General features: G+C 69.6%; 18 protein-coding genes, 1 tRNA gene and 1 pseudogene. 16 read left to right on the forward strand and 4 right to left on the reverse strand.

Features of this window, described 5'->3' with window-relative positions; translation table 11 throughout:
• Window positions 1–74: 74 nt before the first annotated feature.
• The 14 genes and pseudogenes from QQM67_RS00835 (at window position 75) to QQM67_RS00900 (ending at window position 15800) form a co-directional block, all read left to right on the forward strand.
• Window positions 75–446, forward strand: coding sequence for an NADH-quinone oxidoreductase subunit A (locus QQM67_RS00835; RefSeq protein ID WP_314171463.1), 372 nt, complete (start codon window positions 75–77; stop codon window positions 444–446).
• Window positions 437–1231 (forward strand): NADH-quinone oxidoreductase subunit B, encoded by a 795-nt coding sequence (locus tag QQM67_RS00840; protein WP_314171464.1) that lies wholly within the window; start codon window positions 437–439, stop codon window positions 1229–1231. Before QQM67_RS00835 ends, QQM67_RS00840 begins: the two co-directional genes overlap by 10 nt.
• The gene (locus QQM67_RS00845; RefSeq protein ID WP_399064742.1) at window positions 1228–2445 is read left to right on the forward strand and encodes an NADH-quinone oxidoreductase subunit C; all 1218 of its coding nucleotides are present in this window, start codon (window positions 1228–1230) and stop codon (window positions 2443–2445) included. Before QQM67_RS00840 ends, QQM67_RS00845 begins: the two co-directional genes overlap by 4 nt.
• The gene (locus QQM67_RS00850) at window positions 2442–3404 is read left to right on the forward strand and encodes a complex I subunit 1/NuoH family protein (RefSeq protein ID WP_314172193.1); all 963 of its coding nucleotides are present in this window, start codon (window positions 2442–2444) and stop codon (window positions 3402–3404) included. Before QQM67_RS00845 ends, QQM67_RS00850 begins: the two co-directional genes overlap by 4 nt.
• Complete coding sequence (locus tag QQM67_RS00855; protein ID WP_314171465.1) at window positions 3404–4069, forward strand: NuoI/complex I 23 kDa subunit family protein; 666 nt, start codon at window positions 3404–3406, stop codon at window positions 4067–4069. The genes QQM67_RS00850 and QQM67_RS00855 overlap by 1 nt, the downstream gene beginning before the upstream one ends.
• Window positions 4066–4713 carry an NADH-quinone oxidoreductase subunit J family protein gene (locus tag QQM67_RS00860; RefSeq protein WP_314171466.1) on the forward strand — a complete coding sequence of 216 codons (648 nt, stop codon included), beginning with the start codon at window positions 4066–4068 and terminating at the stop codon, window positions 4711–4713. The genes QQM67_RS00855 and QQM67_RS00860 overlap by 4 nt, the downstream gene beginning before the upstream one ends.
• Window positions 4713–5165 (forward strand): NADH-quinone oxidoreductase subunit NuoK, encoded by a 453-nt coding sequence (gene nuoK / locus QQM67_RS00865; RefSeq protein WP_314171467.1) that lies wholly within the window; start codon window positions 4713–4715, stop codon window positions 5163–5165. Before QQM67_RS00860 ends, nuoK begins: the two co-directional genes overlap by 1 nt.
• A complete protein-coding gene (locus tag QQM67_RS00870) occupies window positions 5162–7195 on the forward strand; it encodes an NADH-quinone oxidoreductase subunit 5 family protein (protein WP_314171469.1) in 2034 nt (677 codons plus the stop codon). Before nuoK ends, QQM67_RS00870 begins: the two co-directional genes overlap by 4 nt.
• Window positions 7192–8976, forward strand: a complete 1785-nt coding sequence (locus tag QQM67_RS00875; protein ID WP_314172194.1) for a complex I subunit 4 family protein — start codon at window positions 7192–7194, stop codon at window positions 8974–8976. Before QQM67_RS00870 ends, QQM67_RS00875 begins: the two co-directional genes overlap by 4 nt.
• A gap of 38 nt (window positions 8977–9014) precedes the next feature.
• On the forward strand, window positions 9015–10676 hold the full coding sequence (locus QQM67_RS00880; protein WP_399065198.1) for a proton-conducting transporter transmembrane domain-containing protein: 1662 nt from the start codon (window positions 9015–9017) through the stop codon (window positions 10674–10676).
• 208 nt (window positions 10677–10884) lie between these two features.
• Window positions 10885–11742 carry a zinc metalloprotease HtpX gene (htpX, locus tag QQM67_RS00885; protein WP_314171472.1) on the forward strand — a complete coding sequence of 286 codons (858 nt, stop codon included), beginning with the start codon at window positions 10885–10887 and terminating at the stop codon, window positions 11740–11742.
• 181 nt (window positions 11743–11923) lie between these two features.
• Window positions 11924–12514 carry a TetR/AcrR family transcriptional regulator gene (locus QQM67_RS00890; RefSeq protein WP_314171473.1) on the forward strand — a complete coding sequence of 197 codons (591 nt, stop codon included), beginning with the start codon at window positions 11924–11926 and terminating at the stop codon, window positions 12512–12514.
• Window positions 12515–12644: 130 nt separating this feature from the next.
• Window positions 12645–14825 (forward strand): annotated as a pseudogene (locus tag QQM67_RS00895) (MMPL family transporter); the annotation flags it as partial.
• Between the two features lie 174 nt (window positions 14826–14999).
• Entirely contained in the window at window positions 15000–15800 is an 801-nt protein-coding gene (locus tag QQM67_RS00900) for an MSCRAMM family protein (protein WP_314172195.1), read from the forward strand.
• A 144-nt stretch (window positions 15801–15944) separates the two neighbouring features.
• Here the strand turns inward: QQM67_RS00900 and QQM67_RS00905 are convergent, their stop codons facing one another.
• Window positions 15945–16433, reverse strand: coding sequence for a YajQ family cyclic di-GMP-binding protein (locus QQM67_RS00905; RefSeq protein ID WP_169134387.1), 489 nt, complete (start codon window positions 16431–16433; stop codon window positions 15945–15947).
• 189 nt (window positions 16434–16622) lie between these two features.
• Between QQM67_RS00905 and QQM67_RS00910 the strand changes: the two genes are divergently transcribed.
• Window positions 16623–16704: transfer RNA gene (locus QQM67_RS00910), tRNA-Tyr, on the forward strand.
• Between the two features lie 116 nt (window positions 16705–16820).
• Entirely contained in the window at window positions 16821–16994 is a 174-nt protein-coding gene (locus tag QQM67_RS00915) for a hypothetical protein (RefSeq protein ID WP_314171474.1), read from the forward strand.
• 180 nt (window positions 16995–17174) lie between these two features.
• Here QQM67_RS00915 and QQM67_RS00920 read toward each other — a convergent pair whose 3' ends face one another.
• From QQM67_RS00920 to QQM67_RS00930, 3 genes are all read right to left on the reverse strand, one after another.
• Window positions 17175–20270 (reverse strand): NACHT domain-containing protein, encoded by a 3096-nt coding sequence (locus tag QQM67_RS00920; protein WP_314171475.1) that lies wholly within the window; start codon window positions 20268–20270, stop codon window positions 17175–17177.
• A 261-nt stretch (window positions 20271–20531) separates the two neighbouring features.
• Complete coding sequence (locus QQM67_RS00925) at window positions 20532–21899, reverse strand: tyrosine-type recombinase/integrase (protein WP_314172196.1); 1368 nt, start codon at window positions 21897–21899, stop codon at window positions 20532–20534.
• Between the two features lie 57 nt (window positions 21900–21956).
• The gene (locus QQM67_RS00930) at window positions 21957–22145 is read right to left on the reverse strand and encodes a helix-turn-helix transcriptional regulator (protein ID WP_314171476.1); all 189 of its coding nucleotides are present in this window, start codon (window positions 22143–22145) and stop codon (window positions 21957–21959) included.
• Window positions 22146–22389 lie beyond the last annotated feature (244 nt).

A 22389-nucleotide genomic window follows, 5' to 3' on the forward strand; every position in this document is an offset into this window, starting at 1 on the left:
AGAGGCGCCGCCGCGCCGGGCACATCAGCACAGCGAGCGTCGAGCGAGCAGTGACCGAGTGAGGAAGGGCAGACGTGCCGGACTATTTCCACGGCTATTCGGTCGTCGGGCTGGTCGCGGTGGTCGGAGTGCTCTTCGTCGCCGTGGCCTTCGGGGCGGGGCGGCTGCTGCGTCCCGTCGTGCCGACGCGGGAGAAGTTCCTGACCTACGAATGCGGAGTCGACCCGGTCGGTGAGGGCTGGGCGCACACGCAGATCCGCTACTACGTCTACGCGTTCCTCTATGTGATCTTCGCCGTCGACTCGGTCTTCCTCTTCCCGTGGGCGACCGTATTCGCAGCGCCCGGCTTCGGCGGCATCACGCTCACGGAGATGTTCGTCTTCCTCGGATTCCTCACCGTCGGCCTGCTGTACGCATGGAAGAAGGGCGTCCTGGAATGGACGTGACGAACAGGGATCACGGGGAGAACCCGCAGAACCCGGGGAAGGGACCGGCGGACCTTCCCGATCCGGCCCGGGCCGGGGCCGGCGGCTCCGGCGGGCTCGCGGCGAGGACGATCGGCCCACTGGCCAGGCTCGCCCCCGAGCCGATGAAGGTGATCCTCAACTGGGGCCGCCGGTACAGCCTTTGGGTCTTCAACTTCGGACTGGCCTGCTGCGCCATCGAGTTCATCGCCGCGTCGATGGCGCGGCACGACTTCATCCGGCTCGGGGTGATCCCCTTCGCTCCCGGGCCCCGGCAGGCGGACCTGATGGTGGTGTCGGGCACCGTCACCGACAAGATGGCGCCCGCGGTGAAGCGGCTGCACGAGCAGATGCCGGAGCCGAAGTACGTGATCTCCTTCGGCGCGTGCTCCAACTGCGGCGGCCCGTACTGGGATTCGTACTCCGTGACCAAGGGCGTCGACCAGATCATCCCCGTCGACGTGTACGTGCCGGGCTGCCCGCCGCGTCCCGAAGCGCTGCTGCAAGGCGTCCTGAAGCTTCAGGAGAAGATCGCGCGGGAGTCGACGGCACAGCGGTACGGGCCCGGTGGCGGCGCACCGGAGCCGGGCGGAGGCGCGGGGCGCCGCACTTCGCCCGCGGCGCTCACGAAGGGCCTGGTCTCCCCGCCGCCTGCGACGGGAGCGGAGGACGAGAAGAGCGCGGAAGGTTCCTCGGCGGACGCGGCGCCGGGGCCGGTGCCAAAGCCGGATCCGGGGGCCGAGCCGGAGGAGGGTGGTGACCCGTGACCGGGCCCGACGAGCCTGAAGCGGGCGACGCGGCGGCCGACTCCGAGGCCACGGCCGCGCCTCTGCCCGAGTCCGCGACCGTGCCCGCGGGCTGGCTGCCCGAGGGTGCCGAGGAGCTGTTCGGCGAGGGCGCTCGCGCCGAGGAGGCGTACGGCCTGCTCACCGTCGACGTGCCCACGGAATCGTGGATTCCCGCGCTCCTGAAGGCCCGTGACGCGCTCGGCTGCGGCTTCTTCGACTGGCTGAGCGCCGTGGACGAGCCGGGCACCGGATTCCAGGTGTGCGCGCATGTCGTCTCGTTGCCGTCCGAGGGGCCGCACGTCGGCTCCGTACGGAGGCTGCTTCTCCGTACGACGGTGCCGCACGACGAGCCCGTGCTGCGGAGCGCGACGGCGGTCTTCGCCGGTGCGGCGTGGCACGAGCGCGAGACGCACGAGATGTTCGGCGTGGTCTTCACCGAACACCCGGGCCTGACGCCGCTCTTGCTCCCCGAGGCATTCGAAGGACACCCGCTGCGCAAGGACTTCGTGCTCGCAGCGCGCGTCGCCAAGGCGTGGCCGGGCGCGGTCGAGCCCGGCGAGTCGGCCCACGGCGCCCCCAGGCGCAGGCAGATGCTGCCGCCCGGCGTCCCCGACCCCAACGAGTGGGGTCCGCTCAAGGGACAGCTCCCGCCCGTACCGTCGCGCCCCGCGCGCGGACGGGCGGGCCGTGCGGGTACGGGGGAGCGTCCCGCCCGACGTGCGCGGTCGGCGAGCGCGGGCTCGGCGAGCCAGCGCGGTGAGGCGGAGCAGTCGCAGACACAGGAGCAGGAGCAGGAGCAGGGGCAGGGACAGGGCCAGGGCCAGACCCCGGAGCCGGGGTCGGGACCCCGGCCCCGCCCCTCCGACGCGCCGTGGCAGGCATCCGGCCCGGCATCCGGCGGTGAACCGGGCGCCAGCGGGGGCGAGTCGGGCGGTGACGGAGGGGACCGCGGCGGCGAACCCGGCGCGGGCGGCGGCGATTCCGGCGGTGACGCCGCGGCCCGCGGTGACCAGCCGGGCGCGGGTGGCGGCGATTCCGGCGGCGGCAACGGTGATTCCGGCGACTCGGGTGAACCTGGCGCCAGCCGCGGTGAACCCCGCGGCGGCGCCGCGGACCGCGGCTCCCGTGAACCCGGCGCCGGCGGGGGCGAATCCGGCGGCTCGGGCGGCCCGCCCGCGGGGGGCGGTGCCTGATGGATGTGGTCGACGTCCTCTGGCGGCTGCTCGCCGTGCTGCTGGCGTTCCTGCTTCTCCCGCTCGTCGTCGGGCAGGCCGAGCACAAGGCGATGGCGCACATGCAGGGCCGCGTCGGTCCGATGTACGCGGGCGGCTTCCATGGCTGGGCCCAACTCGTCGCCGACGGCGTGAAGTTCGCGCAGAAGGAAGACATCGTGCCGAGCGGCGCCGACCGCCGGGTCTTCCAACTCGCCCCGGCCATCGCGCTGTTGCCGTACCTCGTCGTGCTGATCGCCATCCCGGTCGGCGAGGGCGACGCGGTCGGCCAGGTCGTGGACGCGGGCGTCTTCTTCGTACTCGCCGTGATGGGCGTGGGCGTTCTGGGCTCGCTCATGGGCGGCTGGGCCTCCGCCAACAAGTTCTCGCTCCTCGGCGGACTCCGTACCGCGGCTCAACTACTCGCGTACGAGCTGCCGATGCTGCTCGCCGCCGCCTCCGTCGCGATGGCCGCCGGCACGCTCTCGCTGCCGGGCATCCTGGACGCCTGGCAGCCGTGGTGGCTGCCGTGGCAGATCATCGGAGGGCTGGTCTTCTTCACCGCCGGGCTCGCGGAGCTCCAGCGTCCGCCCTTCGACGCCCCGGTCGCCGACTCCGAGATCATCTTCGGCGCGTACACCGAGTACACCGGGCTGCGGTTCGCGCTCTTCCTGCTCGCCGAGTACGCGGGCATCGTCGTGCTCTCCGCGCTGACGGCCGTGCTCTTCCTCGGTGGCTGGCACGGACCGGCCTCCGGCGAACTCGGCTGGGTGTGGACGCTGTTGAAGACCGCCGTGCTCGCATTCGTCGTCATCTGGCTGCGGGTGAGCTACCCGCGGCTGCGTGAGGACCAGATCCAGCGCGTGGCGTGGACCGTGCTCGTCCCGCTCGCCCTTCTCCAGATCGCCCTCACCGGCGTCGTCAAGGTGGTGATCCAGTAATGCCCGTGCCCGGCTCCGGACTCGCCAAGGGCCTGGCCGTCACCCTCCGTACGATGACGCGCCGTTCGGTCACCGCGCAGTACCCCGACGCACAGCCCGAACTGCCGCCGCGCAGCCGGGGCGTGATCGGGCTCTTCGAGGAGAACTGCACGGTGTGCATGCTGTGCGCCCGCGAGTGCCCCGACTGGTGCATCTACATCGACTCCCACAAGGAGACGATGCCGGCCGCCGCCCCGGGCGGACGCGAGCGCAGCCGCAACGTCCTCGACCGCTTCGCGATCGACTTCGCGCTGTGCATGTACTGCGGCATCTGCATCGACGTCTGCCCGTTCGACGCGCTGTTCTGGTCACCGGAGTTCGAGTACGCCGAGACCGACATCCGCGACCTCACCCACGAACGCGACAAGCTCCGGGAGTGGATGTGGACGGTGCCCGAGCCGCCGCCGCTCGATCCGGCGGCCGAGGAGCCCAAGGAGATCGGCGCCGCACGCAAGACCGCGGACAAACTCGCCGCACAGCAGGCGGAGTCCGAGCGGGAGCAGCAGTCCGGGCCGGAGCCGGGGACAGGGCCGGAGCCGGAGCCGGACTCCGCAGCGCCGGCCCCCGGGCGGGACCGGCAGGACCCGCAGGAGCGTGAGCAGGACGGTCAGGAGGACGATTCGTGAACCTGGCCGCGGCCGGCGCCCACCCCGGCTTCCTCTCGCCCACCGGAGTCGAGATCGTCTTCGTCCTCGTCGGGCTGGCCACCTTCGCGGCCGCGCTCATCACCGTCACGACCAAGCAACTCGTGCACGCCGCCCTGTGGCTGGTGGCCGCGCTCGGCGGGGTCGCCGTCGAATATCTGCTGCTGACGGCCGAGTTCATCGCCTGGGTGCAGGTGCTGATCTACGTGGGCTCGGTGGTCGTACTCCTCCTCTTCGGGCTGATGCTCACCAAGGCGCCGATAGGCCCCTCGCCCGACGCGGATTCGGGCAACCGCCCGCTCGCACTCGGCGTGGCCGTCGTCTCGGCGGCCACGCTCGTCACTGTCGTCGTCGACGCCTTCCGCACCACCTGGATCGGACTGGACACCGCCGCGAAGGGATCGACCCGGGTCACGGGCGAGGCGCTCTTCCGCGGCTGGGTGCTCCCCTTCGAAGCGCTGTCCGTACTGCTGCTGGCGGCGCTCGTCGGTGCCATAGTCCTCTCCCGGCGGGCCGCACCGGAGAAGACCCGGGAGCAGACCCGGGAGCAGAACCCGGGGAAGAGCCCGGCGAAGAGCCCGGGGAACGACACCGCGCCGGAGGAGAACCAGGAGGGGCAGCGCTGATGCATCTCGCGTACCCGGCCGTGCTCGCAGCCCTCCTCTTCTCCACCGGCCTCTACGGCGTCCTCGCCCGCCGCAACGCCATCCTCATGCTGATGTCGGTCGAGTTGATGCTCAACGCCGTCAATCTCAACCTCGTCGCGTTCGACGTCTGGCTCCGCGAGGAGCTCCACACGGGCCAGGCGCTCGCGCTCTTCACCATCGCCATCGCCGCCGCCGAGATCGGCATCGGCCTCGCCATCGTGCTGCTCGTGTACCGCAGCCGCGGCAGCTCCGACATCGACCGGCTCAGAGACCTCCGCGAAGGCGGCCCGGGAACGGACGGCGACGACGCGGCCGGCGGGCCCCCGAGAACCGGCGGCGACAGCGATACGGGCTCCGGCGGCACCGGGACCGGACCGAGCGACAGGGCCGGTGCGACGGCCACCACCGACAGCGGGAGGCAGACAGCGTGAGCACCACGACCCTGGCCGCCCTCGTCCCGCTGCTGCCGTTCCTCGGAGCGGTCGCGGGGCTCCTCACAGGCCGCCGCGCGCCCGGCTTCGCCCGGCCGCTGGCCGTGCTGCCGACTCTCCTGTCCACCGCGTTCGCCGTCACCGTCGCGGTGCGCCAGGGCGGCGGCGAGCCCCTGAGGGCCGCGACCGAGCTGACTCCGACGGGCGACGCCGCCCTCCCCGTCGAACTCGCCCTCCACCTCGACGGGTTCGCGGTCCTGGTCGCCGTGCTCGTCGGCGTCGTCGCCTCGTGCGTACAGCTCTACTCGACGGGCTATCTGCGCGACGACCCGCGCTACGCGAGCTACGCCGCCTTCGTCTCCCTCTTCACCGCCGCGATGCTGCTCGTCGTCTACGCGGACGACCTCATCGTGCTGCTCGTCGGCTGGGAGGTCATGGGCATCTGCTCCTACTTCCTCGTCGGGCACTACTGGGAGACGCAGGCCGCACGGGCCGCGTCGATCAAGGCGTTCCTCGTCACCAAGCTCGGCGACGTGCCGTTCCTCATCGGCATCCTGGTGCTCGCCACCGAGGCGGGGACCTTCCGCATCAGCGGCATCACCGGCAAACTCACCTCCCAGCTCGCCCAGTTCGAGCTGTCGCACCCCACCGTCATCGCGCTGCTGCTGCTCGCCGGGATCGCGGGCAAGTCCGCGCAGTTCCCGCTGAACACCTGGCTGCCGGACGCGATGGCCGGCCCGACGCCCGTGTCGGCGCTGATCCACGCGGCCACGATGGTCGCGGCCGGTGTGTACGTGGTCGCGCGGCTGCTTCCCGTCTTCGCCGCCTCCACCGCCGCGCTCGTCGTACTGGCCGCGACGGCCGCCGTCACCATCGTCGGGTCGGCGCTCTCCGCGCTCGCGCAGGACGACATCAAACGGGTGCTCGCCTACTCGACGATCGGTCAACTCGCCTACATGGCAGGGGCGCTGGCCGTCACCGACCGTGGCGCCGCAGTGTTCCACCTCCTTACGCACGGCGCGTTCAAGGCGTTGCTCTTCCTCGCCGCGGGCGTCGTCATCCACGCCGCCGGTACGAACTCGCTCGCCGCGATGGCCCGCATGGGCGGCCTCACCAAGATCGCCCCGGACGCGTACTGGACGATGACGGTGGGGCTGCTCGCCCTCGCCGCGATCCCTCCCTTCAGTGGCTTCTTCTCCAAGGAGGCGGTCCTCGGGGCCGCGGAGCACGCCGCGTTCGGCGAGGCGCACGCGGGCGGCCCGACCCCGGCCGCGGGCTGGATCGTGCTGGTGGCGGGCATGCTCGGCGCACTGCTGACCGCGGCGTACGCCACGCGCCTGTGGCTCCTCGCCTTCCGCGGCGAGGGCCCCCGCGCCTCCGCCGAGGAACACGGGCGTGAGCCCGCCGTCATGAACATCGTGCTGTGGGTGCTGGCCGTCCCCTCCCTCGCGCTCGGCCTCGCCTTCGGCCCGCTGTCCGGATGGTTCGACAGCGGATCGCTCGCTCCCTCCCTCGTGACGTCCGTGCTCGCCACGGGCGTCGCCCTCGTCGGTGTCGTCGCGACGTACGGCGCATGGCGGCACACCACCGCCCTCGCGGCGTCCCGCGCACCCATGGGCGCCGTGGCCGCCCACCCGCAGGGCGACCCCGCCCTCTCCGAGGCCGAGGCCATCGCCACCCACGAACCCGCCTACGGAGACATCGCCTCCGCCCCCGACCCGGCCGACCCGGGACGGCTGCTGCTCGGCCGCCTGCACGAGACCGCCGCGCACGGCTTCCGGCTGGACGCCGCCTACCGGGCGCTGTTCGTACGCCCGACGCACGCCGCCGCCCGCCTCGTGCGCTTCATCGACCGCGAAGTCGTCGACACCTACGTACGGGGCGCGGCGCTGGGGCCCCGGCTGCTGGGCACGCTCGTACGCCGCACGCAGACCGGCAATACGCAGACCTACCTCGGCGCGCTCGTCGTGGGTTCGCTGCTGCTCACCGTGGCCGTCGTCCTCGTCGCCGCCGGAACCGGAGGGGCCTGACCGTGATCTCCCTCAGCAACACCGTCATGCAGGCGCTCCTCATCGCCGTGCTCGTCCTTCCCCTGCTGGGCTCCGCCGCCGCCCTGCTGCCCGCGCCGCCCGGGCTCAAGGGCCGCGACCCGGAGCAGGCGGTGCTGCGGCACGGCGTCACCGTCACAGGAGCCGTGCTCGCCGCATCCGTCGTCCTCGCCCTCGGCTTCGACACCGGCCGGCCCGGCACCATGCAGGCCGAGTCGGACGTCGAGTGGATCCCCTCCCTCGGCATTCACCTCCATCTCGGGGTCGACGGCGTCTCGTTGCCACTGCTCCTGCTGACCGCGCTGCTCACCTTCCTCTGCGCCCTCTACAGCTACGGCGCCAACGCCAAGGCCACGGCGGCGAGTCCGGACGCCTCCGCGAACCCGTCCGAAGAGGGAGCCACGTCCGAAGACGACGCGAGCGGGACGGAGGCTGGAGACACCCCCGCACGCCGCGCCGGCCGCCCCCAGGGCTTCGTCGCCCTGATCCTGCTCCTGGAGGCCGGAACGCTGGCCACCTTCGCCACGCTCGACCTGGTCCTGTTCTTCCTCGCCTTCGAGACCGTGCTCGTCCCGATGTACTTCCTCATCGCCCGCTGGGGCGGAGCGGAACGAGGCCCCGCCGCCTGGAAGTTCATCCTCTACACGCTGCTCGGCTCCGTCGTGATGCTGCTCGGCCTCCTTCTCATCGGCTTCAAGACCGGCACCTTCGACATGGTGGCACTCGCCACCGACAGCCACCCCGCGCTCAGCGGCGCCACCCAGATCGTCGCCGTGCTCGCCATCGGCGCCGGTCTCGCCGTCAAGACCCCGATGTGGCCGCTGCACAGCTGGCTGCCCGACGCGCACACGGCCGCGCCGACCGTCGGCTCCGTGCTGCTGGCCGGCGTGCTGCTGAAGATGGGCACGTACGGATTCGTACGCATCCTGCTGCCCATCGCCCCCGAGGGGATGCGGGCCTTCGCCCCGTATCTGGGCGCCCTCGCCGTGACCGGCATCGTCTACGGATCGCTCGCCTGCCTCGCACTCGCGCGCCGCGGCGCGCACGGCGACCTCAAGCGGCTCATCGCGTACTCGTCCGTCGGGCACATGGGATTCGTGCTGCTCGGCATCGCGACGATGACACCGACGGGCGTCAACGGCGCCCTGTTCGCGAACGTCGCGCACGGCCTCATCACCGGGCTGCTCTTCTTCCTCGTCGGTGCCCTCAAGGAGCGCGCGGGCAGCACCGACCTCGACACTCTTTCCGGTGAGACGGGCGGTGCGCTGTACGGCACCGCACCGCGCTTCGGCGGCCTCATCGCCTTCGGCGCCGTCGCCTCGCTCGGCCTGCCCGGACTCGCGGGATTCTGGGGGGAGATGCTCGCGCTGCTCGGCGCCTTCGACCCCGGCGACGGGCTCAGCCGGCCCGCGTTCATCACGTACATGGCGGTCGGCGGTCTCGGCACGCTGCTCACCGCCGCGTACATGCTCGTCGTCGTGCGCCGCGTCTGCATGGGCGACCCCCTGGAGGAACGCGGCGCCCCCGAACACCACGAGCGCTGGCAGCTGCGCGACCCGGAGCCCGGCACGTCTCCGGAGCCCGCGGCCCCGGGAGAGCACCCCGCACCCGCGACCGTGCGCCTGCCCGACGTACGCAGTTACGAGTACGCGGCCTGGACGCCGCTCGTCGCCCTCACCGTCGCCGCCGGACTGTGGCCCGCGCTCCTCCTCGGGCTCACAGACCCCGCCGTGCAGAACCTCCTTCCAGGAGTGACCCGATGACCGTCCTCACTTACGGGGCCGTGCAGGCAGCGGAGGCCATGCGGGGCGCGGCCCAGGCCGTACACCCCGCAGCCGTACACCCCGCGCACGCCACCGCACCCGCGCAGCTCGCGCACTCGGGACCGCTCGCCGAATCGGCCCGACTCGCGGACTCCGCCGTGCAGTCCGTCGACTGGCTGGCGATCTCCCCGCCGACCGTCGCCGCCGTGGCGGGCCTCGCCGTCCTCGTCGCCGACCTCTTCCTCCCCGAGCGCGGCAAGCGGCTCCTCGGCCCGGTCTCCGCCGTGTCGCTGCTGCTGGCCGCGCTGCCCCTGCTCTTCCTCCGTACGAGGGACCTCAGCACGTTCTGCCTCCCCGACGGCTCCCAGGCGTGCAGCTACTCCGCCGACACCCTCGCGCTCGTGCTCCAATTCCTGGTGCTGGGCGCGGCGTTCGTCACCGCCCTGCTGTCGATGCCTACTGTGCGCGACCTGCGGCTGCCCGCCGGCGAGTACTGGTTCCTGCTGCTGTCCGCCACCGCCGGCGCCGCGCTCATCCCGGCCTCCCGCGACCTCGTCACCCTCGTCATCGCGCTGGAGACCGCCTCGCTGCCGGCCTTCGCGCTCGTCGGGCTGCGGCGCGGAAGCCGCGGATCGGCGGAGGCCGCCCTGAAGTTCTTCCTCTCCTCCGTGACCGCCACCGCCGTGACCCTCCTCGGGGCGAGCTTCCTCTACGCCGTCACCGGCACCCTCTACTTCCAGGGGATCAGCGAGGGCCTCACGCGCGCCGATCCGCAGCTGGAGACCCTGGCCGGCGCGGGCATCGCCCTCACGCTCGTCGGCTTCGCCTTCAAGGCGTCGGTCGTCCCCTTCCACTTCTGGGTGCCGGACACATACGTGGGCGCGCCGGTGCCGGTGGCCGCGTTCCTGTCCGTCGTCGGCAAGACCGCCGGGATCTCCGGGCTCATCCTCCTCGTCGTCGAGGCGTTCTCCTCCCGCGCGGAGCTGTGGGGCCCGGCCCTGGCCGTGCTCGCCGCCGTCACGATGACGGCAGGGAACGCCGCGGCGCTGCGCCAGCGCATCGACCGCGCGCACGGCGCCGTGCGCCTGCTCGCCTGGTCCTCCGTCGGACAGGCGGGGTATCTGCTGGTGCCCCTCGCCGCCGCGGCGCCGGACGTGGGCGGTACGGAGCCTTCCGGCCCGGCCCTGTCGACCGTCGGCGCGACAGTCGCCTACCTCCTGATGTACGGGGCGGTGAACCTCGGTGCCTTCGCCGTCGTCGCACACATAGGACGTGCGGGCGGCGCCAACAGACTGGGCGACTACCGCGGCCTGTACGCGGCCCACCCCCTCGCCGCCCTGGCCCTCGCCTTCTTCCTGCTCTGCCTCGCGGGACTGCCGCCGGGAGTCATCGGGCTCTTCGCGAAGGTGGCGATCTTCTCCGCCGCGGTCGGCAACGGCCTGGGCTGGCTCGCCGTGATCATGGCGGTGAACGTCGTGATCGCCCTCTTCTACTACCTCCGCTGGACCGCGCTCGTCTTCCGCCCGGCCGTCCCCGAGTCCGCCGCCGGGGCCGGCCGTCCGCAGGGCGTGGGGGAGCCGGGCGGCGCGCGCATGGCCACTCCGCTGTCTGCCGGGATCGCGCTCACCGCGGCCGTCGGCATCGCCCTCTCCCTCGACCCGGATCTCGTGCTCATTTTCACCGCCGGGGGCCTGCGGTAGCGGTCCGCCGAGTCCGGGCCCCGCGCCGGGGCTCCGGACGGGGCCCCGTGCTCGCTTCCGGACCCGCATGCGGCCGTACGGGGCACGTCGTGCCTGGCAGGGAACTGTTGTCCGGCTCCCGGCGTTGACCAGGGCGGAGAGGTTCCACCGAACCGTGGCACGACCACGCGGCTCAGGGTTCCCCTGCTGCACCACTGGAGGGCGTACTGTGCACCGGCACAACGGGCTGAGGACAGCCCTGCTCCTCGGGGGCCTGTCGGCACTCATCATCGTCATCGGCAGCTTCTTCGGCCGTACGGGCCTCGTCATCGCACTGCTCGTCGCTCTGGGCACGAACGGCTACGCGTACTGGCGCAGCGACAGGATCGCCCTGAGCGCGATGCGCGCGCGCCCCGTCAGCGAGTTCGAGGCCCCCGAGCTGTACCGGATGGTCCGCGAGCTCTCCACGGCGGCCCGGCAGCCGATGCCGCGGCTGTACATCTCGCCCACCCAGGCGCCCAACGCCTTCGCCACCGGCCGCAACCCCCGCAACGCGGCCGTCTGTTGCACCGACGGAATCCTCCGCCTCCTCGACGAGCGTGAGCTGCGCGGCGTCATCGGCCACGAGCTGAGCCACGTCTACAACCGCGACATCCTCATCTCGTCCGTCGCCGGAGCCCTCGCCTCCGTGGTGATGTTCCTCGTCAACTTCGCCTGGCTGATCCCCTTCGGGCGCAGCGACGACGACGAGGGCCCGGGCCTCTTCGGGATGCTGATGGTCATGATCCTGGGGCCGCTCGCGGCCGTCGTGATCCAGCTCGCGGTCTCACGCTCGCGGGAGTACGAGGCGGACACCTCCGGCGCCCAGCTCACCGGCGACCCGCTCGCCCTCGCCTCCGCTCTGCGCAAACTCGACGCCGGCACCCGCCAGTTGCCGCTCCCGCCCGAGCCGAGGCTGGAGACGGCGAGCCATCTGATGATCGCCAACCCGTTCCGTCGCGGCGAGGGCATGGCCCGGCTCTTCTCCACGCACCCGCCGATGAGCCGGCGCGTGGCCCGCCTGGAGCGCATGGCCGGCCGCCGGTAGCCGGCCCGCCGGGTCCTGCCCGCAGGCGCGCGCCTTGCCCGTACGTACGGCTCGTACGTACGCCCCTTGCTCGTACGTGCCCTACGTGAAGCACCTCACGTACGAAACGGTTTCGTTCCGCGGGGCGGACGGTTAGCCTGCTGCTGTACGAAACAGTTTCGTTCGGGAAAGGGGAGCGAGCATGGCCGAAGCCGCGGCGGCGCGCCGCAGCCGGATCACGCCCGAGCGTGAGTCCGAGCTGTACGCGGCAGTGCTCGACCTGCTCCGGCAGGTCGGCTACGACGCCCTCACCATGGACGCCGTCGCCGCACGCACCCGCTCCAGCAAGGCCACCCTCTACCGCCAGTGGGGCGGCAAGGCCGAGCTGGTCGTCAGGGCGCTCCGCCACGAGAAGCCGCTACGGCTCGCCGACGTCGACACCGGCTCGCTGCGCGGCGACTTCCACGAGCTGGCCATGCGCCAGAGCGACTGCCAGCTGGAGCAGGACTCCGCGCTCATGCGGGGTCTGGCCATGGCGGTGCACGCGAACCCCGATCTCCTCCAGGCCTTCCGCGAGTTGCTCATCGAACCCGAGCTGGAAGAGCTGCGCAGGATGCTGGGGCGCGCCGTCGAGCGGGGCGAGATCCGCGCGGACAACCCCGCGACGGAGTACGTCCTGCACATGCTCATCGGCGCGTTCGCGGCCAGGACCCTGATCGACGAACAGCCGCCCACCCAGGACTTCCTCATCTCGTACACAGACGCCGTGGTTCTCCCCGCCCTCGGCGCCTGACCGTCCAGATCAACCAGACCGTCCAGAACCGTTCCCGTGCCACACCCGCAGCACCTGACGCGACCGCTCACGTCGTCGGGCCGATGCAACCCGCCCTGCAAGACCACGACTTGACCGGGAGTACGTCCTCGTGGCCACTTTCCTCTCCAAACTGGGCCGATTCGCCTTCCGGCGACGGCACTTCGTCGCCCTGCTCTGGGTGGTGCTGCTGTCGCTCGCCGGCGTGGGCGCCGCGCAGGCGCACACCGCGGGCTCCGCGTCCTTCTCGATTCCGGGCACCGAGGCGCAGAAGGCCTTCGACCTGCTGGAGGACCGCTTCCCCGGTTCGAGCGCCGACGGTGCGACCGCGCGCGTCGTCTTCAAGGCGCCGGACGGGCAGAAGATCACCGCGCCCGGCAACAGGACCACCGTCCAGGAGGCCGTCGCCGAACTCGGCTCGGGCTCCGAAGTCGCCTCCGTCGTCGACCCGTTCAAGGCGAAGGCCGTCAGCAGGGACGGAACGCTCACGTACGCGCAGGTCTCGTACGAGGTCCCCGGCATGGAGCTGGAGGAGTCCTCGCGCGACGCGCTCCAGGACGTCGCCCAGGACGCCAGGGACAAGGGCCTGACCGTCGAAGTCGGCGGCGACGCGCTCAACAAGGTGCCCGAGACGGGCTCCACGGAGGTCATCGGGATCGGCATCGCCTCCGTCGTGCTGCTGATCACGTTCGGCTCGCTGATCGCGGCCGGACTTCCGCTGCTCACCGCCCTGATCGGCGTCGGCATCGGCATCTCCACGATCACCGCGCTGTCGGAGGCGCTTGATCTGGACTCCACGACCTCGACGCTCGCGATGATGATCGGCCTCGCGGTCGGCATCGACTACGCCCTCTTCATCGTCTCCCGTTACCGCGCCGAACTCGCCGAGGGCCGCGAGCGGGAGGAGGCCGCGGGCAGGGCGGTCGGCACCGCCGGTTCCGCCGTGGTGTTCGCCGGACTCACCGTCGTGATCGCGCTCGTCGGGCTCGCCGTCGTCGACATCCCCGTACTGACCAAGATGGGCGTCGCGGCCGCGGGCACCGTCGCCATCGCGGTCCTCATCGCGCTCACGCTGATCCCCGCGCTGCTCGGATACGCGCGCAAGAGGGTGCGGCCCGCGGGCGCGCGGCGCAACGCACGGCGCAAGCAGAAGGACGGCGGCGACGACGCGAAGGCGGCGGGCGCCGAGGCCAGGCCCAACATGGGCACGCGCTGGGCGCGTTTCGTCGTCCGCAGGCCCGTCACCGTGCTGCTGCTCGCGGTCATCGGCCTCGGCGCGGCCGCGGTCCCGGCAGGCTCGCTCGAACTCGGCCTGCCCGACGACGGTTCGCAGCCGACGGACACCACGCAGCGCAAGGCGTACGACCTGCTCTCCGACGGTTTCGGGCCGGGCTTCAACGGCCCGCTGACGGTCGTCGTCGACGCCGGAACCAGCGACGACCCGAAGGCCGCCGTCGGCGAGGTCACCAGGACCGTGAAGAGCCTCGACGACGTGCTCACCGTGACCCCGGCCAAGTACAACAAGGCCGGCGACACCGCGATGATCAACGTGATCCCGCGCTCCGAGCCTTCCTCGACCAGGACCGAGGACCTGGTGCACGCCATCCGCGGAGCCGGAGACGGCATAGAGGCGGACACGCACGCCGACGTGCTGGTCACCGGCGCCACCGCGATGAACATCGACGTCTCGCAGAAGCTCGACGACGCCCTCGCCCCCTATCTGGCACTCGTCGTCGGTCTGGCCTTCCTGCTGCTGATCGTCGTCTTCCGCTCGATCCTCGTGCCGCTCAAGGCCGCGCTCGGCTTCCTGCTCTCCGTGCTCGCCGCGCTCGGCGCGGTGGTCGCCGTCTTCCAATGGGGCTGGCTGGCCGACCTGATGGCCGTCGAGGAGACCGGTCCCGTCATGTCGATGATGCCGATCTTCATGGTGGGCGTCGTGTTCGGACTGGCGATGGACTACGAGGTCTTCCTGGTCACACGCATGCGGGAGGCGTACGTCCACGGGGAGCGGCCGGGACAGGCCGTCGTCACCGGCTTCCGGCACGGGGCACGGGTCGTCACCGCCGCGGCGGTCATCATGATCGCGGTGTTCTCCGGCTTCATCGGGTCGACCGACTCGATGGTCAAGATGATCGGCTTCGGTCTCGCCATCGCCGTCCTCTTCGACGCGTTCATCGTGCGCATGGCCATCGTCCCGGCGGTGCTGGCGATGCTGGGCCGCGCCGCCTGGTGGCTGCCACGGTGGCTGGACCGCGCCCTGCCGGACGTGGACGTGGAGGGCGAGGGTCTGCGCGACGACCCCGGCGCCTCCGGTCCCGCGGAGCCCGCCGCCGAGCCGGCCGGCGCGATCCCGCCGCCCTCGGCCGGGCCCGCGCGCGTACCGGTGGGCGTGGGCGCCGGCGCCTACGAGGCCGGCGCCGGAACGGCCACGGCACACGAGCCCGGTGCGCATGCGCTGACGGCCACGATGGCGGGCCCCGCCGAGGGCCCGTACGAGGGGAACGGATGCGCCGTCCGCGGGACCGTGCGCAACGCCGCCGGCAAGGGGCTCGCGCGCGCCGCGCTGACGCTGATCTCACTCGACGGACGTCAACTCGGCCGCACCGTCGCCCAGTTCGACGGCTCGTACGCGATGCCGGCCCCCGGGCCCGGCAGCTACGTGCTGATCGCCGCCGCCGACCGCCACCAGCCGCAGGCCTCGACGGTCGCGGTCGGCGAGGAGCCGCTGGCCCACGACGTCCTGCTCACCGGCACCAGCGGTCTGGCGGGCCGCGTCCGCAGCGCCGCGGACGGCCGCCCGGTGACGGGGGCGCTGGTCGTGGTGACGGATGTGCGCGGCGAGGCGCTGGCCACCGCCACCACCGGCGGACGGGGCGACTTCCGCTTCGACGAGCTGGTGACCGGAGCCTTCACGCTCGCGGTCAACGCACCGGGACACCGGCCCACGGCCCGCTCCGTCGAGGTGGACGGGGACGAGGTCACCCGCATCGAGATCGAACTCGCGGCGGGCGCACGGGTGCACGGCATCGTACGAGCGGGCGCGGACAGCGAACCGCTGCCGGACGCCAGGGTCACGCTCGTCGACGCCGCGGGCAACGTGGTCGCCACCGCCACGACCGGCAAGGACGGCGCCTACGCCTTCTCCGACCTGGACGCCGGCGACTACTCCGTCATCGCCGGCGGCTATCCGCCGGTGGCGAGCGTTCTGCACGTCGACGGTCGGGGAGTCGACGGCTTCGACATCGAACTGCACCACCCGGACGAGTAGTTCAGCGCCCCGGCTCCTCAGGCCGGGAAACCCGCAGGGCCCGGTGCACGGCGCGCGACACGAGCGGAGTGCGCGTGCGCGCGCCGCCCGGCCCGCGCGGGGCCGGTGAGCGGACCGCGCGGCTGCGGCCTGCCACCGGCCCACTCAGCGGTAGTTCACGAACTGGAGCGGGAAGTCGAAGTCCTTTCCCTTCAACAGCGCGATGATCTCCTGGAGATGGTCCCGGCTCTTGGACGAGACCCGCAGCTCGTCGCCCTGGACCTGGGCCTTGACGCCCTTCGGCCCCTCGTCGCGGATGACCTTCGCGATCTTCTTGGCTTCGTCCTGCGCGATGCCCTCCTTGAGTGACGCGAAGATCTTGTACTCCTTGCCGGACGCCTGCGGTTCGCCCGCGTCCAGCGCCTTGAGGGAGATACCGCGCTTGATCAGCTTTGACTGGAGGATGTCGAGTACGGCCTTCACCCGCTCCTCCGCGTTGGCCCGCATCTCGATCTTCTCGCCCGACCACGCGACCGAGGCGTCCACGCCGCGGAAGTCGTAGCGCTGTGAGATCTCCTTGGAGGCCTGGTTGATGGCGTTGTCGACCTCCTGCCGCTCGACCTTCGAGACGATGTCGAAACTGGAGTCGGCCATGGTGAGTTGGCTCCTCGTAGATAGATCCGTCAAACAGGCGGCCCGCGACGCGAACCGCGGGCCAGCCTAGCCACTGAGCAGCCCCCGCACCCCTGATCAACCGGGTGGCGAAGCACCCCCGGTCATCGGGTATGGTTTACGGCGTTGCCACGGAGCACCGCCTACGGGCGGGGCCGGGCAGCAATCCCAGGCGGTGTGCCCGAGCGGCCAAAGGGAGCAGACTGTAAATCTGCCGGCTCAGCCTTCCTAGGTTCGAATCCTAGCGCCGCCACAGACAAGAAGGGGCCCGTGACCAGCGTGGAAGCTGGTCACGGGCCCCTTCTGCGCCGCCTTCCTGTGGTCGCGCTTCTTGCGGCGTATGCCCCACTTTGTCTCACCCTGATTCGCATGCTGACCAGCTTGTGTGGGGCAGGCGTGGGGCATCAATCCGTCCTGAGTTGCGGTTCCGCACTCGAACACGGGTACTGGGGCGGCGACGCTACCGCTGAGCGGCGCATCCTGTTCCACGTCAACGTCGGGGCCGCCGTGGTGCAGTTTCCCGACTGGACGTTGGGTGATTGATGTTTGCGTGCAGGTACCTGGCTTGCAGGAGCAGGCTCATGCGCGTCTCGTCCAGAGGGCTTCGTGTCGGCACTCCCGGAGAGCTTGTCATCTTGTGTGCGGACGACCGACGCGGTCATCGAAAGGACTCGTGGCTATGCGTGGACCTGCGTCCTGGCAGCAGGTGGTGGTTCTTGCATGTCAGGTGACCTCGGTGCGCACACCTGGGATGTCCAGTGTTGTGATGGGCGCGCCGTTGGGGGTGCAGCAATCGGAGAGATAGACAAAGTTTAGGTTCTCGAATTTCCTGAAGACTTGAGGGTCGGGGGGTGCAACGCAGTCGAAAAGATGCAACTCGGTCAACGAGGCAGGGGTATTCTTGAGTGAAAGAAGCCAGCCACTCACGTCGTTGTCGAAGAGCGCTAGGGTTTGCAGACTATTCATTCCTGCAAGATTCTTGAGGTGAGGCAGCTTAGTTCTATCATTCCCCAGTAGGTGCAAGTGTGGAAGGTTGGCGAGGGTCGTCAACGGGCGCAGATCCTTGTCTGCAACGTGATGCAAACTGAGCGTTTGCAGCTTGGGAAGCAGGCGCAAGTTTCTCAGGTCTAAGTCTCCAGTCAGAGGAACCCCGAGCCAGTTCAGTTCCTTGAGATTCGCGATCGCAGATGTATTGTTTAGCGACGCATCACCGAACAATAGAAATTCCTCCAGGTTCGAATGGACTCGGAGGAATGACAAGTCAGCACTACCGCGCATATTGCTTATCCATAGGTGCTGTAGAGGGGGAAATTCGGCGAGCATCTCGAGTTGCGGCGCTGAGGAAGTTATTTGGAGGCGGGTTAATGAACGCAGTCGACTTGCCGCGTGTAGTTGGCCGGAATGAGTGAGTGATACGAGACTTCCTGTCAACGACAGTCGTGACAGGACAGCGTCGGCATAGGCGTCGGCATCGAAATAGTTCCATGCGCGGATGAGCTGCTTGATAACGTCGCTACGATCATCCCCCACGTATCCTGACAGAAGTTCAAGCGACTCCTCACCCCCGATCAGTGCCACGGTCCGTACCGTTTGTGCCGCAGCCTTCTCGGTGAGTTGCCCCAATGATCGCGGTAACCAACGCAGCAGGCTGGATCCCACCGCGGCTAAAGCGGGTGGATCCGTGTCTCGCTTAGCGGGAAGCAGCTGGGTTATGGCCTCGTCCAGACGGTGTGCGAGCGTCTCAGATACGGAAGGCATTGTCTCCTGACAGGCCGCCGCCAAAAGTCGAAGCTTGCGCGCGTGGCGCCGTTCTTTTTCGGCGCGGTCAAGGATGCCAGCGAGAAGTTCTTCCCGCTGGCGCGTGTTGGCGTGTCCCGCAGCCATGATGATCGTCTCTCGCCACAGATCCAGATGTGCCCGACCGACCAGGTTGCCGATGCGGTCTTCCTCTGCCGCCTCCTCTGCAGCCAGGTACTCCTGGAAGGTGCGGTGCACGAAGTCCACACGCCCCTCTGCGGGGGATCGGAGGATTCCGGAGCGATGCCGTAGTTGCTCCAGGGTCCGGTCGCCGTCCAGAACGTCCAGATGGCGCATGGCCCTCAGCTTCGCCGTGACGTACGCGGCCGCCCTCTCCAACTCGATTTCGCTGAGGTTGTTGTCCGACATTCGCCATGCAAGATCCCTCATTATGACGAGTTTGTCGCTAAGGCTGAGTTGGCTGTCTACAGCGCTCGGCACATTGCGATCCGCGTCTCGGTCGTGGACCAGAGTGTGCAGGGCGTTGCGATACAGCTCCATGTGATCCCGGGGTAGTTGGCGGCCCCTGTTCAGGTGCATCGCGCACAACATGGCTGCTAACAATGGCGTACCCGCGAGAGATTGAAGATGAGCGCGGTCTTTGAGGCTGGTGAGCAGGAACTGCTCGTACTGGGGTAGTTCCTCCACGGTGCAGGGCAGTTCGTCGCCCAGCTCCCGAACTGCGTGGTGCCACTGCCGTACGAAGGCCGCTAGGTCCGGCGGCGTCATCCGGTCTAGGTGGAGGACTGTGAAGTCCTCACGCCGCAGCCAGTCCGCGCTGGCTGCCGCGGGGCGTGAGGTGACGACAACCCGCACATTGGCGTATTGCCCCAGCAACTTGCGCAGCCAGTCCCGCACTGCTCGGCGTTCCCGGTCGAGCAGTTCGTCCACGCCGTCGATCAGAAGCAGTGCCCTGCCACTGGAGAGCTGTCTCTCTACCCACCCCCTAGGCATGATCCCGGTGACGTGTCCGGCGATTGCGTCAAGCATTGCGTCCGGATTGGGAAGAGTGCGGCCACTGTAGTCACGCAGCTTGATGAAGATGGGGGTGAGGCCGTTCCAATCGGCCAGCTCACCGGTGAAGGCTCCGCGCGCCGCGGTGATGGCCAGCCAGCGCAACAAAGTTGTCTTGCCCGAGCCGGCATCGCCCCGAAGGAGCACGCGGGTCGCCTCGCGGAGCGCTGTCTCGACCCGGGTGCCGGAGCCCTCGCTACCGGCCTTTTCCCAGTAGCTCATGTCGGGCCTAAGTAGTGGCGCAGAGCGCGCGGTGCGTCGGGACTTTCCGTCGTCTCCAGTGGTTCGCAAACTGATGTACGCGACTGACAGCCGCACGCGGGGTGCGGACGCCTGGTCGGATGTACGACGGAACAGCTCTACTTCGTCGAGATCCCTGCTGACCACTTCCAGGTAGGTTCGGCGGAAGGCAGTATCCTGGTCTGTGCCATCGGGTGCAAACAGTGTTCGATCCGGAAGTCGTTCCAAAATTCGCGCCACCTCGCTGCCCAACGTGGCCGTACGCGCGAGCAGCTCCGCTGCCGCTCGTTCCTCAAACACCGGCAGGCTGCGCACGATGCGAACGTAGTACTCGGCACACTCAGCAAAGAGCACTTCGTAGAGGCGGGTTTCCGCCTCATTCAGGCCGACGGGTCCGTTCACGGAATCTGTGATGCTGCGAATCAGCTCAGCCGCCTGGGCGTTCGTGGCGAGGAGGGACTTGTCCGAGAGATCCGCCTGCGTGAACGTGTCAGACACGGCATCGACCACCGCTTGGCGACCGCCCTCTTCCAAGCGCTGAAATGCATGCTTCAAGAACGGCTCCAGTCGGTCGAACACCGCGTTGGTGATCTGCTCGAACTGTTGCCTGATTTCGCGCTGGAGCCGGACGCCGGGCACCCGAACCCGTACGAGCTCCTCCATCGGTAGCGAACGCTCCTGCTCTCGCTGATTGCTCCTCAGCCACAACTGCCCCGCCGCATTCGCCACGGTCGTGCCCAGCCGTAATGCTGCGGTCTCCGCGAGCATCGAAACCCCTCCTCCTTGCGGACCCTGGCATTGTGCCAGTAGCGCCATGAGTGCACCGTTGGATTAGGTCCGCATCTGCTCCTGCCGCGACAGGACCGTGCCTAGCCGCCACAGACGGGAAGTGGCCAGCGAAAACGGAAAGGCTGATCACTGGCCACTTCTCCGTTGATCACCAGAGGGCACGCTCTCGCGTCGCATGCTGCATGGGTCTCAAGTTGGTTCCGTTGGTTCCTCGGATCGGCGTGTGAGTGACGTCCGGCTTTACCTAGCCGTCCTCAGGGCGGCTTCGATCCGGGCGTTCGCCGTGTCCTGCGCGCCGTCTAGACACTTCGCGTAGACGCGGAACAGAATGGCGACGCTGTGACCGGCGCGTTTGGCAACGAGTTGTGGCTCCACTCCCGAACTAAGCCATGTGGAGACTGCCGCGTGGCGAAGGTCGTACGGGCGCTTCGCCAAAAGCGAGGTGTACTGAGCTGGGCTCAGGGCCCTTCGGCGGGCTTCGGCCCAGACCTCGCCGTAACCGGTGTCCTGGATGAGTCCGCCGCGCATGGTGCGGAAGAGTCGGCCGTCGGGTGCCACGCCGTAGGCGGTGACGTGCCAGCGCAGCATGGCCACCAGGTCCGGCGGTATCGGAACAGGACGGACGGCCTTGCGCGGTCGGTGCTTCAACCCCCGCTCGTCGTGTGGCAGTCCCGAATCCGTCCACGCTGAACCGGATCGAGGACGGGTCTCGCGGAGCCGCAACTCGCCCCAGCCGCGGCGCGGGAGGTCGCAGTCGTCCCTTCGGAGACCGATCACCTCGGCGGGACGTGCGGCTGCGAAGTACATGCAGCCGAAGAACGCCACCAACCGCCGACCGCGAGGGCTTTGCGTGCGTACGGCGTCAAACAGCGCTGCTGCCTGACGGGGGTCTGGCACGCATGCCGGGTCCACCTCCTCCTCGACCTGCTCCGGCGCTCGCCACTGGACGAGCGGCAGAGGGTTGCTAGGCAACCGCTCGGCGTCCACGGCGTACCCGAGAGCGTTGTGAAAGATCGCTCGCTTCCTGCGGATCGTCGCTGCGGCGGCCGTCTTGCCGTCCAACTTCTTGGTGAGCGCTTCGAGGGCCGCACGTACGCGCAACCGGTCCGCGACAGCTGAGACGGGCAGCGACTTCCGTTCGAACCAGTCGAGAACCCGGGCGACCTGTGTGGGCGGAGCTTCGTCGCGGCGGTTCACGTTGAAAGCCCAGCTGTAGAGAGCTGTACGAACTGTGTTGACGTCAGCCATGCCCTTGGTGTCCTTCACCAAGGCTGGCGTGACGGTCGCCATCGCCTCAGCGAGGGTCCGTCGGGTGGAGCCGGGTGAGTGCGGCCACTTCATCTCGATGTAGTCCCGCGCGTGTTGGAACCACGTCACGTCGTTCTCCTCACGGAGTTCCCTGAGTGGAACTCCGGTTTCCTCGTCGAACGGCTCCCCTTCATGTACGGCGCGCAGTAGTTCTGCACGCCTGCCGTCAGCGAGTGTCTTGGTTCGGAAGGTCTGAGAATGCGGAGTGCCGCCGGTCTTCCACCGAAGCTCAGCTGAGGACTGGCGACGGTCCTTGCGTTGCCGGACGCTCCAGATACGCACGTCGTACGTCTTCCCCATCATGGTGCCCTTCTCAAGAGAGACGCCCGGCTCACACCGGGCTCGGGGTGGGTTGGGTCAGGCGGCTTGTTGTTCGCAGTTGGTCCACCAGGCGTCGAGGTCGCTGCGGCGTACGCGCAGTTGGCCGTTGGGGAGCTTGATGAGCTTGGGTGCCTTGCCGCGTGCGCGCATGCGGTAGAAGGCGGCGCGGGACATGTCGATCTCTTCGAGGACTTCGGTCAACTTGAGGTGTCGCTGGCGGGGCATTCGAGCCTCCTGTTGTTCCGAGCCGCGGTCTCGGGGCGGTACCGGCTGTCGCGGAAACCGCACAATCCGCGGAAAGACATGAACGTGCTGCCTGAGCTGCGGAGTTGGAGCAGCCGGGCAGCAGTCGCAGAAACCATCGGAAGTGCCGCACAAAGGCCGAGGCGGACGGTTCGTCCGCCGTCGAGCGCATGGCGGGCGCTGTTTGTGCGGGGGTTCTGCGTGGTTCTGCGGAGGGCGGCGATAG

This window comes from Streptomyces winkii (genome assembly GCF_032248595.1).
Taxonomy (GTDB): domain Bacteria; phylum Actinomycetota; class Actinomycetes; order Streptomycetales; family Streptomycetaceae; genus Streptomyces; species Streptomyces winkii.